The sequence below is a fragment of the Roseiarcus sp. genome (genome assembly GCF_049514155.1).
GTDB lineage: Bacteria > Pseudomonadota > Alphaproteobacteria > Rhizobiales > Beijerinckiaceae > Roseiarcus.
This window is the reverse complement of the sequence record NZ_JBEKVH010000001.1, coordinates 37,648-51,225: the sequence shown is the minus strand read 5'-3', so window position 1 is coordinate 51,225 and position 13,578 is coordinate 37,648. Positions and strand designations below refer to the sequence as shown.

The window sequence follows — 13,578 nt, the reverse complement described above, 5'->3', positions numbered from 1 at the left end:
CGTCCCGTAATTCGGCTGTCGCGTTTCGCCGCATTTTGCGCTATCAGGCGCAGCATCCTTCCTTCCTTTCCTGCTTCATTCGAGGAGGCGTTCGTGGAGCGACGACAATTCTTGGCCGGCGCCGCCGGGCTGGTGGGCGGCGCGCTGATTCCGCGCTTCGCGTTCGCCAAGGTGCCGACCCCGTTCACTTTCGACATGTCGCCGCCGATGGACAGCCGCGAGAAGTTCATCGAGTGGGGCGTCGCCCAGCGTGGCGAAGATCCGAAGTTCCTCGGCGAGCGGTTCGACCGCTTCGGCGCGATGGTGCGCAACGAAGACATCTGGGACGAGCGCCACAAGCGCGCCTTCCTGCTCACCCCACGCGAGAAATTCGTCCTGCCGCAGAACCTCGGCCGCGCCTATGAGCACGCCTTCCTCGACATCGGCTTCGGCGTGACGATCTCCGGCCCGCACATCGTCGGCCGCATGACCTCGACCATCGATCCCAAGCAGGGCGAAAAGGTGCTCGAGATCGGAACCGGCTCCGGCTACCAGTCGGCCTATCTCTCGCACCTGACCGATCAGGTCTACACGGTCGAGATCATCAAGCCGCTCGCCGAGCGCACGCGCGGCATCTACGACAGCCTGATCGCCGACGGCTATGTCGAGTTCAAGGCGATCCAGTCGCGCAACGCCGACGGCTATTACGGCTGGGTCGAGGCGCCGGTCGCCCCGCCGACGCCGGCCGCGACGCCTGCCGCCGCGGCTTCGCCGACGCCGGCTCAGAGCGCGACGCCGGCCGCTGCGGCGAGCCCGACCCCGGCTGCGACGCCTGCGGCAGCGGCGGCGACGCCCGCGGCGCCCGAGCCGATCATGTTCGACAAGATCATCGTCACCTGCGGCATCGACCACGTTCCGCCGCCGCTGTTGCAGCAACTCAAGCCGAACGGGATCATGGTCATTCCGGTCGGCCCGCCCGGCGCCCAGCGCGTGCTGAAAGTCGTCAAGAACCAGGCGACCGACGGCTCGATCACCGTCGCGCGCTCCGACATCTACGGCGGCCGCATCGTGCCCTTCGTCCCCTTCACCAAGCTCGAAGGCGACGCGATCAAGGGCACGCACAACAATTGATCGGCGCGCCCAGCGGCGCTCGCCCGCGCGCGCGGGGCGCGACGCCGAAGAACTTCCGTCAGGAGACCTGCGTATGAACGAGCGCGTCGACGCGGCTGCGACGATTGTCGGCCCAGCCGACGTCGAGCTCGACGCGGGCGGCCGCCTCGCCCTCTATCTCGCCGTCGGTCTCGGCGCCGGCGCGGTGATCGCGCTGCAGATCGACATCATGCGCGTCTTCGCCGTCGGCAACTGGACGCACTTCGGCTCGCTGGTCGTGTCGTTGGCGATGCTCGGCTTCGGCCTCACCAGCGCGGTGATGGCGATCGCCAAGAACTGGTTCGCGCGCCATTGGCTGGCGATCGCTTCGGTGGCGTTGGGCCTGTTGGGGCCGCTCGCCGTCGGCGCCAATCTCTACATCCAGCGCCTCGGCTTCAATCCGATCTATCTGGTCTCGGATCCGAACCAGAAATGGAAGCTCGCCGAGATCTTCCTGGCGTCGCTGACGCCGTTCCTCGCCGGCGCAGTGTTTCTCGGCTGCGTGTTCCTCAAGAGCAACAAGACCTTCGGCCGCGTCTATTTCGCCGATCTGGCCGGCTCGGGCCTGAGCGGCCTCGTCTTTCTCGGTGCGATGTACGTCTTCCCGCCGGTCGACCTGATCGCCGCGCCGCTGACGCTGTGGGCGGCCTCTTGCGTGTCGTGGTGCTTCCTTCCCGGCGCGCGGCGCGCTTTCGCGCCGTACGTTGTCTCGGCTGCGGTCGCGTTCGGCGGCCATTTCGTCGTCGCGCCGGATCTCGGCCTGTCGCGCCTCGCGGTCAACGACTACAAGGGCGCCTCCTACGCGCGGCGGCTCCCCGAAGCGAAAAAAGTCTATGAGAGCTGGTCGCCGTTCGGCTTCCTCGAAGCCTACTCGACCTCGTACCTGCATTTCGCGCCGGGCCTGTCCGACAACGCCGGCTTCAACCTGCCGGAAATGCCGGCCAACGCCTATCTCGGCCTCTACATCGACAGTGACGGCCCGATCGGCGTCATGCGCCATCTCACCGAGAAGGAATCGGCCTATTTCCATTACCTGCCGATGGACTACCCCTATGTGATCAAGAAGGCGCCCAAGACCTTCATCGTGCAGTTCGGCGGCGGCATCTCGACCGAGGTGGCGCTGAGTTCCGGGTCGAAGGACGTCACCGTCGCCGAAGGCAACCGCGCCATTCTCGAAGCCTTCCGCAGCCCGGTGTTCCGCAATTTCACCGACGACATCCTCAGCAAGGTGCGTGTCGTCGATTACGAGGGCCGCCACTTCCTCGCCCAGACCAAAGAGAAGTTCGACGTCATCGACCTGAGCCTCGCCGATTCGACCGGCCTGTCGAATCCCGGCGGCTTCGCCGTGGTGGAGAAGTTCGCCTACACCGAGGAGGCGATGGAGACCTACATGCGCGCCCTCGCCGAAGGGGGCGTGCTGGCGGTCACCATCTGGAACAAGGAAGAGCCGCCGAAGTCGGTGCTGAAGCTCTACGCCACCATGGCGGCGGCCTCGCGCGCCCTCGACGGCGACCGCATGGCCGACTCGTTCTTCGTCGCCTCGTCCTATCTCTCGACCGCGACCGTGCTTTACAAGCGCGGTGGCTTCTCCGTCGACGAGATCGCCGCGCTACGCAAGCACTCGCGCGATTTGTCGTTCGACGAGATCTATTCGCCGGGTTTCTTCTACGACGGCTCGCAGACCGACCGCACCCTCGACGGCTATGTCGCGCAGTTCTTCTCGACGCCGGTCAACGGACCGCCCAGTTCGTCGGCCAAGGCCGACGTCGATCCGACCGCGCCGCCCGATGACGGGACCGGCGCCGAGCCCGGCGGGCCGCCGGGCGGGGCCGACGAAGGGGTGCTGCCTTCGACCGTCATGGGCCGCCTCGCCTGGCATACGCTGGTCAACGGCGGCTGGGCCGAGATCGCCAAGCGATACGTCTTCAATACGCGTAAGCTGACCAACGACGCGCCTTACTTCGCCGCCTACGTGAAGACCAAGGACCTGCCGCAGGTGCTGTTCGATCCCGACCGGCTCGAACCGCTACAGGACGAGTGGGGCTATCTGCTGATCTGGGCGACGCTCGGCGTCGCCTGCGTCACCGCCGCAGTGCTGCTGGCGATCCCGGTGATCTGGGGCTGGCGGTCGATCTTCGCCAAGACGCCGGGCAAGGCCCTGAGCGTCGTCTATTTCGCCTGCCTTGGCGCCGGCTACATCATGGTCGAAGTCGGCCTGATCGCCCATTTCGTCATGGCGCTGGGCAATCCAACCGTCTCAGCCTCGATCCTCATCACCGGCATGCTGGTGTTCTCGGGGCTGGGGGCGCTGGTGTCGGAGCGCATATTGCCGATCAAGCGCCTGTTCATGCCGGCGCTGTTCCTCGTCGTCGGCGGACTGCTGATCGGTTACGCCCACTATCTCAACGCCGCGCTCGACGCGATCGGCTCGCTGCCCTATGTGGCGCGGCTGGCATGGTGCTTCGCCTTCATCGCCCCGCCAGCCTTCCTGATGGGCTTTCCGATGCCGACCGCAATGACGACGCTCGGCCGGCTGGGCAAGGAGCACCTGTTCATCTGGGCGTGGGGCGTCAACGGTTGCTTCTCGGTGATCGGCGCCGCCGCCGCGCCGGTGCTCGCCACCAATTTCGGCCTCGGCTCGGTGATCGAGATCGCCGGCGTCGCATACCTGCTGGCGCTGCCCGCGTTCTTCGGGGTAATATCCGAAGGGGCGCCGCGACGGGCGGCTTAGCGCGCGCCTAAACCAGACGGAGGTCCGGCGATGACCGTGCGGCCGACTCGCGTCCTTTGCTGCGCGGCCGGCGTCGGGCTGGCGTTGGCTGTGGCGGGCTGCAACGCCGGGCCAGGGCCAGTGGCGGGGCTCACGGGCGGAGGTTCCACTATGCAGGCGGCAGGAGGCGGCAACGTCGCCTTCGCGGAGTTCAAGACCTCCGCCTTTCCCTATCGCGGCATGATTCCGGCCGACGCCGACACCAACGAACGGGCGAAACCGTTCCTCGACGTCAGCGCCGACGGCCGGCTCGGCCACACCTCGCCCCGCGGCGGCCTGCTATGGGAGGACACGACCTATAACGATCGTCGTGTGCTGCTCGCCGCCGGTCCGGACTTCGACCCCAGCCGGCCGGGCGTCATCGTCGTCTACTTCCACGGCAACCAGACGATCCTGGCGCGCGACGTCGTCGACCGCCAGCAGACGGTCCGTCAGCTTGCGCAGTCGAACCTCAACGCGGTCATGGTCGCGCCGCAGCTCGCCGTCGACGCCGCCGATTCCAGCGCCGGCAATTTCTGGCGCCCCGGCGCCTTCGCCCAATTCCTCGACGAGGCGGCGGGCAGGCTCGCCGACCTCTATCCCGGGACCTCCCGCTGGACCTTCCACCACATGCCGGTGATCGTCGCCGCTTATAGCGGCGGCTACGAGGCTGCGGCCTTTTCGCTGGCCGAGGGCGGCGCCGGCGATCGCGTCCGCGGCGTGGTGTTGCTCGACGCGCTTTATGGCGAGGTCGACAAATTTGCGCGCTGGATCGAGGCGTCGCGCGGCGGCGCGTTCTTCGTCAGCGCCTACTCGACTTCAACCCACGACCAGAACGCCGCTTTGCGCGCGCAATTGCAGCGCGACGGGGTCGCGGTCGAAAACGGGCTGCCCGACGATCTGCGGCCAGGCGTCGTCGCCTTCGTCGATTCCGGCGACGTCAATCACGACGACTTCGTCAACGTCGCCTGGACCAGCGACCCGCTCAGCGCCGTGCTGTCGCGCATCGATCGCTGAGCGCCGCTCACGCGCCGCTATTGCAAAATCTCGGTGGCGGCGATGCGCTGTCGCGCGGCGGCGAGGCCGGCGTCGTTCGCCCGCTGGTAGTAGTCGCGCGCGCGCGACTCGTCGCCCTTGACGCCGATCGCGCCGAGGCGGGTCAGAGTCCCCGGATCGTAAGCGTCGCCGAGCACCAGCAGCGCGCGCGCGTCGCCCGCGTCGGCGGCCCGCTCGAGGAAGGCGCGCGCGGCGGCGACATCGCCGCCGGCCAACGCGACCAGGCCCTGCGCCCGCAACCGCCGCGCGTCGTCGCTTGGCGCGCTGAAGTCGACGTTGGTCGCGGTCAGCGCCAGGCCGCGCGTCGGCCCGTCCGCGGCGGGCGCCGCGTTCGGCTGCGCGTCGCGCAGCGCCAGGGCAAGCTTGTCGAGCGCCGATTTCTCGAGTGCGTCCGGCGCCGATCGCGCGACCGGCTGGGGTTGCTCGACGACGGGTCGCGCCGCGACCGTCGCCGGTTGGACCTGCGGCCAATACGCCAGACTGAGCGCGCCGAGCGCGACGCCGGTGAACAGGCCGGTCACGGACTTCAACAGGAATGGCATTACGCGCCTCCTTTCATTGCCCCGCCCCGCGCCATTGCATCAGACTGTCGTAGAGACGGTCGGAATCCTGCGCCGCCGGGCCGCCGTCGGCGCTCGCGGCGTCATGCGCGACGGCGCGGAACGTCTGCAGCGACGGGTCGGAAGCCGGCCGGGCCGCGTCGATCCATTCCTGCGCCGCGCGCAGGCGCGGCCACGGCGCCTCGGCGGCGAGATTGACGTCGCGCCAGGCGCCGTCCTTGTCGGGGACGAGCAGTCGGTCGAAGCCGGCGAAGAAGGTCTTGGTCAACGCGGCCGCCGCCTGGGCGCGCGACGAGCCCGGCGCGGCGTCAAGCGCGATGAGCGCGCGCGGAGCGGCGACGGTGTCGATCCGTTCCGCCGCATCGATGAGGTTCGGACGATCCTTGGCGGTCAGCCGGGCCGGCGCATAGACCGATCGCAACGCCGGCGTCCAGCGGACGGCGAGCTCGTGGAAGTGCCGGTCGGCGCCGAACTGCGCCAGCGTCGGCGCGCAGCGTCCGTCGACCGCGACGACGGCGGCGAGACGCCCGGCCGCAAGGTCGTTGAGCGCGTCGGCGAGCGGCTCGTAGGCGGGCCGCGGCGCGACGCCGAGCGCGTTGAAGAGAGCCGCCGCGCTGGTCGCGTCGGCGCCGTCGGCGGGACCGAAGCCGACTTCGCGTCCGGCGAGCTGGCGAAGGTCGGCGACATCGCGCGCGGCGATGATTTCGATCGGTTCGCCGCTGAGCTTGGCGATAAAAGGCGCGCGCTCGCGCCAGACTGCGCTCGCCTGCGGGTCGGCGACGAGCGCGTCCAGCGGCGCGATGGCGAGATCGGCGCGATCGCCCTCGACGGCGGCGCCGAGCGCGGCGGCCGAGACCCCGCCGGCGAGGATCTTGCCGCTGGCGCCGCCCGCCTGCATCGCGGCGACGAAGTCAGCCGCAAGTCGCGTTGCGCACGCGTCGCTTGGATCGGCGAGCAAGACGAAGCTGTTTGGGCTTGGCTTCGCCGGCGCGGGGACGGCGGCGGTCTGGCGTTGGTCCTTGGGGCCTTGCGCCTGATCCTTGGGGCTCTGCCCCTGGTCCTTCGGCTTGACCCTGTCGCGCCAGGCGCCGTGCCAAAGGATGAGTCGGCCGTCGCGATAGACCGGATGGTCGTATCGCTCCATGCCCGGCGGCGTCGTTTGGGCGGCGTCGCTGGCCGGAGCGGGCTGCGCGGCAGCGCTGGTCGTCGGCGCGGCCTCGCCCGTCGGCGCAGTCTGCGCGACAGCGGCGGTCGTCGCGGCTGTCGCGATCGCGGCGGCCGCGACGAGACAGGCGCACCGCCTGCGTTGTGTGAGGGGCATTAACGGCTGGTCGGCTGACGCGACGCGCCGGCTTGGTCGCCGCCGTCTCACAATGATCGTCATGCGTCGATCTAGAAAGGAAACTTTGGCCTCATCAGGGCCTTAGCAGGGCAATTGGCGGACCCTGGCGGCGCCTCTTCGCCGCATTTCTGTCAGCTCGCGGCAAGGTGGGCGAGCGACGCGTCGAGCTCGGCGGCGGCGACCTCGACCGCTTCGACGCCGGTCAGCCAAATGAGGAAGGCGCGAATGGGTCGATCGGGAAAGAGCGGCGCCAGCGCCGCGCGGTAGAGCGCCAGCTGAGCCACGTAGGCGGGCGGGTTGGCGCCGGGGGGCCGCGCAGCGGTTTTGTAATCGGCGAGGTAGACCGCGTCGGCGGCGACCGCGAGGCGGTCGATGCGGCCGAAGAATGGCTGCGCATTCCCGCCCTTTCGCGGCGCGGCGCCGGCGATCGCCACCTCGGCGCGCGAACCGGCGGCGAACAGCGGCGCGAGCGCAGGCAGCGCGAGGACCGCGAGCGCAGCGTCGACGAGCGACGCTTGCTCGGTTTCGGCGATCGCGCCGCTCTGCGCGGAAAGGAAGTTCTCCGCGGCGGCGCGACGGCGCTGGGGCTCGACCTCAGGCAGACGCTGCAGCAGCGCGTGGGCGAGCACGCCCGCCTGTCGGCGGCTGCGGCCGGATTCGTCGGCTCGCCGCTGCGGCGCGGCGGCGCGCGACGGGCTCAGAATCGTCAGCGGCGATTCGAGCGTCGCGGGGCGGCGCAGCCAGTCCGGCTCGACGATGGGCGCCGGCGTCGGCGCGGGGCTGGCGCAAGCGTCGTCGCGCGGCGGCGCGCCGAAACGCGCAATCGTTTCGCTTGCGTCCCACGGCGCCGGCGCGGGCTGTAGCAGTTCGCCGAGGCCGACGCCGACCAGCGCGTGCCAATTGTCGTCGGCCGGGCCGTTGACGCCGTGATGGCCGACGACGATCAACCTCTGCGCGGCGCGCGTCATCGCGACATAGAGCACGCGGCGATGCTCGCCGGCGGCGGCGGCGCGCGCGCGTTCGCGCGCGGCGACGAGCGGCGCAGAATCTTCGGCCTTGCGCGCCGCCCAGACGAACAAAGGCGAGCCCGCTTCGCGATCGCCGAGGTCGAGCAGGCGTTCGGTCATGCGCGTGTAGCCGACCGAGCAGGCGTCGGCGAGAAAGACGATCGGCGCCTCGAGCCCCTTGGCGGCGTGCACCGTCATGACGCGCACGCCGTCGCTCCTAGCCTCCATGTCGCGCTTGATCGGCGCGTCGTCGGCTTCGAGCTCGGCGAGAAAGGCCGCAAGCGAGGGCGCCTGCTCGCGCTCGTGGGCGAGCGCCAACGCCATAACTTCGTCGATCGCGTCGCTCGCTTCGGGGCCGAGACGCTCGAGCAGCGCCCGCCGCCCGCCGTCGGCGCCGAGCAGCGCCGCGTAGAAGGCGAAGGGCGTGCGTTCGCGCGCGCGCTGGCGCCAGGTCTCGAGCCGCTCGCGCGCAGAGACGAATCGCGGCTCAGACGATGCGGCGAGCGCATCGAAAAGCGAGCCGGCGCGGCCCGGCGCGATCTTGACCAGGTCGTCGTCGTCGAGACCGATCAGCGGCGACTTGAGCGCGGTCGCCAGCGTCAGGTCGTCTTCAGGCCGTAGCGCGGCGCGGCCGGCGGCGGCGAGGTCCATCGCCGCCAGCGAGTCGCGCAGCAGCAGCCGGTCGGCGCCGGCGGTCGCGATGTCATTTTCCTTCAGCGCGCGGATCATCGCTTCGAAGAAGGCGCCGCGCGAGCGCACCAGCACCATCACGTCGCCGGGCAGGATGCGGCGCAGCCGGCCGGCGGAAACGTCGTAGACGCGTTCGCCGGCCTCCGGGACGAGCCAGGCCTTGATCGTCGCGGCGATGCGCCGCGCCGCGATCACCGCCGGCTCGGCGGCGCCGGTCTCGTCGAGCGGCATGCGCCAGTCCTCGCGCTCAGGCGTCTTTTCCGCGCCGATCGGCGGCCAGACCTCGATCGCGCCGTTGAGGTCGTCGCGCAGCGCCTGGTGCGGCGGCGGCGGCGCGTCGTCGCCGGTCAGGCCTCGCCAGGCGCGCTCGGCGGCGAAGACCGCGTCGACGCTCTTGAGGACGTTCGGCGCGGAGCGGAACGAAACCGACAGCGGCACCGCGGCGAAGGCGAGCCGCGCCTCCTCATGGCGTCGCGCGAGCCGGCGGCGCATCGCCGAGAACATGTGCGGCGCGGCGCCCTGGAAGGAGAAGATCGACTGCTTCTCGTCGCCGACAGCGAAGAAGGTGCGCTGGCCGCGCGCGCCTTTGCCGGAGAGAAACTCCTCGCTGAGCTTGGCGAGGATCGCCCATTGCGCCGGCGAGGTGTCCTGCGCCTCGTCGACCAGCAGGTGCTCGAGCGAAGCGTCGAGTTTGTACAGCACCCAGGCCGTGTCGGCGCGCTCGAGCAGCGCGCGCGTGCGGGTGATGAGATCGTCGTAGTCGAGCAGGCCGCGCGCGCCTTTCAATTCCGCGTAGCGTTTGATCGTCGCCTCGGCGACGCGGTAGAGCGCAATGCTGCGCTCGAGCGCCTCGGCGCTGCGCAGCCGGTCGCGTTGCGTGACGAGCCGCTCCTGTTCGGCGGCGAGACGCTGCGGCAGGCTGGGCAGGCGTTTGGCGAGCGCCGCGGTGACGAGGCCTCGCTTCTCCCCGCCGCGCGGCTTGCCGTCCTTGGTGAAGAACGCGTCGAGATAGGCCGAAAGGCGGTCGTCGAGGTTTGTCGCTGCAATCGCGCGGCGCAGGCTCGCGGCGAGATCGCGGTCTTTCGCGCTGCCGTTGTCGAGTTCGTCGGCCCATTGGGTCCATTGCGGCGCGGGCGTAAGCATCTGCGCCTTGATCGTCGCGCTCGTGTCGTTGGCGCCGAGGCCGAGCGCGCGGCGCAGCGCCGCTGCGTAGACTCTTGTGTCGCCAAGGGCGTCGAAATCGGCGCGGCGGGCCAGGGTCTTGGCGAGCAGTTCGTCGAAGCCCTCGGCGCCGGCGTCGCGCGCCACGCGTTCGACCTCCGCGGCGCGGTCCGGCGCGCCGAGCTCCTCGGCGAAGGCGCGGGTGCGCGCTTCGGCGATCAGCGCCGCCGCCTCGCGGTCGTCGGCGACGCTGAAGCTCGCCGGGACGTTGGCCTCGAACGGGAAGAGATGCAGCAGGCGTTCGCAGAAGGCGTGGATGGTCTGGATCTTCAACCCGCCCGGGGTCTCGATCGCGCGCGCGAACAGGCGGCGCGCGAAGGCGAGGCCTTGCGCATTCGGCTTCGGCGCGCCGAGTTCGGCGATCGCTTCGGTCAAGCCCGCGTCGTCGAGGCCGGTCCATGACGCCAGCGTCTCGAACACGCGCGCCGCCATGTTGGCGGCGGCGGTCTTGGTGAAGGTGAGACACAGCAGGCCCGACGGCGCGGCGCCGGCGATGAGCAGCCGCAGCACCCGCTGGGTCAGCACATGGGTCTTGCCCGAGCCGGCGTTGGCTGAAACCCAGGCCGAGGCGGCGGGGTCCGAAGCCTGGCGCTGGCGCTCGCGCACGGGAACCGGAATATTGAGCCGCGGCGCGCTCATGCTTCGTCCGCCGTCGGTTCGTCGGACTGGCCGGCGGTCGCCGACCATTCCTTGACCCGCGCCAGGTGGTCGTAGTCGCCCGCCCGCTTGGCGAATTTCGGGAACAGCCGCGGCGGGTAGGGCGTCGCCGGATCGGCGAATTGCGCCAGCAGCGCCTTCAGTCCGTCGAAGTGGCGCGCCGCGACGGCGCGAAAATCGTCGAATTTGAGGCGCTTGACCTCGCCGCCGGCGGCGCCGCCGAGCTTGAAATAAAGCGCTTCACGCGTTTCAATCGCCGGCGCGCCGTCGAACGCGCCGTTGGCGAGCATCGTCGCTTCGAGGGTCAGTTGCGGGGCGAAACCGACCTTGACCTCGTTGGGTCCCGGCGGCGCGCCGGTCTTGTAATCGATCAGCGCCGCGCCGCCGCCGCTGAGAATCTCGATGCGATCGGCGCGCGCCGCGAGGGTGAAGCGCGAGCCGTCGTCGAGGGGGAATTCGAATTTGCCTCTGCGCTCGACGAGCACGCGCTCGACCGCCATGCGCCGTTCGGCGTCGAAAGCGAGGAAGGCGTCGAGCCCGGCGACGATGCGCGGCCAGCGCAGCGCGCGGAAGCTCGGGTCGGCGAGCGGCGCGGCGAAATGCTCCTGCGCGAAGGCCAGCAGGCGCGCGCGCGCCTCGGCGGGCGGCGCGCCGTCGACGAAGGCTTCGCCGTAAGCTTGCAGCGCCGCGTGCCACATGTCGCCGATCTCGCGCGGGCCGATCTCGGGGCCGACCGGCGCGAGCGGCGCCAGCTCGAGAATGCGCTCGGCGAAGATCGCATAAGGGTCGCGACGCAAGGTCTCGATCCGGGTGACGCTGAGCTGAGAGGGCCGCAGCGCCAGCGGCGGCTTCGGCTCGGGGCGGCGGCGGGGCCGATAGGCGACAGGGCGGTCGAGCGCCTGGGCGAGCGCGAGATAGCGCGCGCCGCGCGCCTTGGCGGCGGCGTAGGCGGTCTCGCCGGCGACGGCGGCGATGCGTTGGAGAAAGCGCGAAGCGACGGTCGGCGCGCCGCCGCGTTTGCGCGCTCGGCTGACAATGGCCTGCGGCGCGCCGAGCGCGGCGACGAAATCATGCGCCGTCTGGCCGATGCGCCGTTCCGGCGGCGACAGGCCGAGCGCGGCGCGCATCGAGCGGTTGAGGAAGGCGTCGGTCTCGGCGGCCGGCGGCCAGACGGTCTCGTCGAGCCCGGCGACGAGCGCGAGGTCGAAGGCGAGCAGCCGCGCTTCGAGCAGACCGAGAATCTGCAGGCGCGGGTGGTAAGCGCGCGACGGCGGCGCGCGCTCGGCCGCCAGCACCGCGCCGAACAGCGCCGCGTAATCGGCGAGCGAGCAGCGGAAGCCTGGATCGACCTCGGCCGCCCAGTCTTCCAGTAGCGCCTCCAGCGCTTCGCCGCCGCTCGCGTCGCGCCAGTCGCAATCCTCGGCCGCCAGCGCGGCGAGGGCGGCGCGATGCGCGGCGACGAAATCGGCAAGCGGCGCGTCGGACCCGAGCGCGCGCAAGGGCGCGAGCGCCGCGGCGGAATCGGCGAGCAGCGCCGCCGCGGCGCTCCAGTCGGCGTCGGTGAGGCGCTGGCGCGCCGGATGGGCGTGCGCGGCGCGCTGGACGGCGCGCCCCGCGGCGAGCGCCGTCGCGTGGTCGGCGAGGCCGCCGGGCGGCAGGACGACGCGCAGAACGCCGATCTCGAGCGCTCGCGCCGCGTCGTCGAAGGCTCGCCGTGTGCGGCCGAGTCGCATCAGTCGGTCGCCGAACAGGGCGGCGAGCGTCGACGGAGCGAAGTCGCGCGCCGCGGCGAGCGCCAGCCGCGCGAATACGCCCGCCTGCGTTTCGCCGAGCGGGCGGCCGGCGGAGGGTTCGACCTCGATCCCCCAACGCGCGAGCTCGGCGGCGACCCGCCGCGCGACGGCGACGTCGGGGGTGATCAGCGCCGCGGTGCGGCCGGGCGTGTCGAGCGCCTCGCGCATCGCGCAGGCGAGCGCCAGCGCTTCCTCGTTCTCGTCGGCCGCCTCGACGATCGCCACGCTGGCGAGCGCGCTTTCGATCGCCGCTTCGCTCAAAGCCTGGCCGGCTGTGTCGCTGCGGTCGCGGCGCCAGGCGTCGGTCGAGTCAGCCGGGCGCAAGGCTTCGCTGAGGAAACGCGCGCGAGCGGCGAGCGCTGGGCTCGCTTCGCCGAGCGGGGGCGCCGCGTCGCGGCCGACGCCGACGATCTCCAGCAGACGATAGAGGATCGCCTGCGGATGGCCGGCGACGCCGACGGCTTCGCCGTCGGGATCGCCGAGCAGCGACCAGGCGGCGTCGTCGAGGTCGCGATCGAGGTCGGGCAGCACCACCGCGCCCTGCGGGGCGCGCGCGACCGCCGACATCAGCCGCGCGGTGGCGCTGTTGGCGCCGGTCGAGCCGGCGACGATCGTCGGTCCGCGCTTAAGGCCGGCGGCGAGCGCCTCGATCTCGGCGTCGATCGCCAGCGCGGCGCGGCGCGCGCGATCGACGAGGCCGCGCTCGGCGAGCCAGGCGGGCCAATGAGCGAAGGCGATCTTGAGGAAGTCGAGGGTGACGCCCCAATAGGGATCGAAGCGGTCGGCGACGAGGTCGGCGAGCCGCTCCGGTTCGACGCCCTCGATGATGAAGTCGTCGATCAGACCGGCGAGGTCGCCGGCGAGCGCGAAGGCTTGCGCCGGGCTCGTCGCCACCAGCGGCGGCTCTGCCGCGTCGAACGTGAGCAGCCCGTCGGCGTCGACGCCGCGGATCGCGCCTCTGAGCGCCTGGCCCCAGGCGCGCGTGAGCCGCGTGAGCGTCATTCGCCGGGCACGTTCGCCGACCGCCGCCGGGAGCTGGTCCTCGGCGAACGCGTCGTCGGCGAGCGGATCGGGCGCGTCGCGGCTCGGCTCGAAGGCGCCGAGCGGGGCGATGCGCGGCAGGATCAGGCTCGCCCCGCCGCTCGCCGCGACCAGCGCCCGCGCCAACGCCGCGGCGGCGCGCTGGGTTGGCACGTAGATCGTCGCGTCGGCGAGCGCCAGCGGTCCGCCAGCGCCGGGGAATCCCGCGATCAGCGCGCCGTCGACGAGCGCCCGCGCCAGCGTCGGCGCGAACGGGACGCCGGCGGGAATGGAGAAGATATTGGCCGTTTCCAGGAGACGACTCGCGCGTTGTTGACGCATTGGCGCTTGTCTC

At 71.2% G+C, this 13,578-nt stretch carries 7 protein-coding genes; 3 read left to right on the top strand and 4 right to left on the bottom strand.

What is annotated here, in order from left to right:
- Positions 1 to 93 precede the first annotated feature (93 nt).
- The 3 genes from ABSF49_RS00220 (at position 94) to ABSF49_RS00210 (ending at position 4,894) form a co-directional block, all read left to right on the top strand.
- Positions 94 to 1,110, top strand: coding sequence for a protein-L-isoaspartate O-methyltransferase family protein (locus ABSF49_RS00220; protein WP_424110609.1), 1,017 nt, complete (start codon positions 94 to 96; stop codon positions 1,108 to 1,110).
- Between the two features lie 73 nt (positions 1,111 to 1,183).
- A complete protein-coding gene (locus ABSF49_RS00215; RefSeq protein WP_424110608.1) occupies positions 1,184 to 3,859 on the top strand; it encodes a hypothetical protein in 2,676 nt (891 codons plus the stop codon).
- 150 nt (positions 3,860 to 4,009) lie between these two features.
- Entirely contained in the window at positions 4,010 to 4,894 is an 885-nt protein-coding gene (locus ABSF49_RS00210; protein WP_424110607.1) for an alpha/beta hydrolase, read from the top strand.
- Positions 4,895 to 4,911: 17 nt separating this feature from the next.
- Here the strand turns inward: ABSF49_RS00210 and ABSF49_RS00205 are convergent, their stop codons facing one another.
- The 4 genes from ABSF49_RS00205 to addB form a co-directional block, all read right to left on the bottom strand.
- Entirely contained in the window at positions 4,912 to 5,475 is a 564-nt protein-coding gene (locus ABSF49_RS00205) for a hypothetical protein (protein ID WP_424110606.1), read from the bottom strand.
- A 13-nt stretch (positions 5,476 to 5,488) separates the two neighbouring features.
- Positions 5,489 to 6,637: a TAXI family TRAP transporter solute-binding subunit gene (locus ABSF49_RS00200; RefSeq protein ID WP_424110605.1), complete on the bottom strand. Its 1,149-nt coding sequence runs from the start codon at positions 6,635 to 6,637 to the stop codon at positions 5,489 to 5,491.
- Positions 6,638 to 6,966: 329 nt separating this feature from the next.
- Positions 6,967 to 10,392 (bottom strand): double-strand break repair helicase AddA, encoded by a 3,426-nt coding sequence (gene addA / locus ABSF49_RS00195; RefSeq protein WP_424110604.1) that lies wholly within the window; start codon positions 10,390 to 10,392, stop codon positions 6,967 to 6,969.
- Positions 10,389 to 13,565: a double-strand break repair protein AddB gene (gene addB / locus ABSF49_RS00190; protein ID WP_424110603.1), complete on the bottom strand. Its 3,177-nt coding sequence runs from the start codon at positions 13,563 to 13,565 to the stop codon at positions 10,389 to 10,391. The genes addA and addB overlap by 4 nt, the downstream gene beginning before the upstream one ends.
- Positions 13,566 to 13,578 lie beyond the last annotated feature (13 nt).

Bases quoted from the DNA above. Each gene is read 5' to 3' on its own strand.
- ABSF49_RS00215 (WP_424110608.1), top strand. From the start codon at position 1,184: ATGAACGAGCGCGTCGACGCGGCTGCGACGATTGTCGGCCCAGCCGAC.
- ABSF49_RS00210 (WP_424110607.1), top strand. From the start codon at position 4,010: ATGCAGGCGGCAGGAGGCGGCAACGTCGCCTTCGCGGAGTTCAAGACC.
- ABSF49_RS00205 (WP_424110606.1), bottom strand. From the start codon at position 5,475: ATGCCATTCCTGTTGAAGTCCGTGACCGGCCTGTTCACCGGCGTCGCG.
- ABSF49_RS00200 (WP_424110605.1), bottom strand. From the start codon at position 6,637: ATGGAGCGATACGACCATCCGGTCTATCGCGACGGCCGACTCATCCTT.
- addA (WP_424110604.1), bottom strand. From the start codon at position 10,392: ATGAGCGCGCCGCGGCTCAATATTCCGGTTCCCGTGCGCGAGCGCCAG.
- addB (WP_424110603.1), bottom strand. From the start codon at position 13,565: ATGCGTCAACAACGCGCGAGTCGTCTCCTGGAAACGGCCAATATCTTC.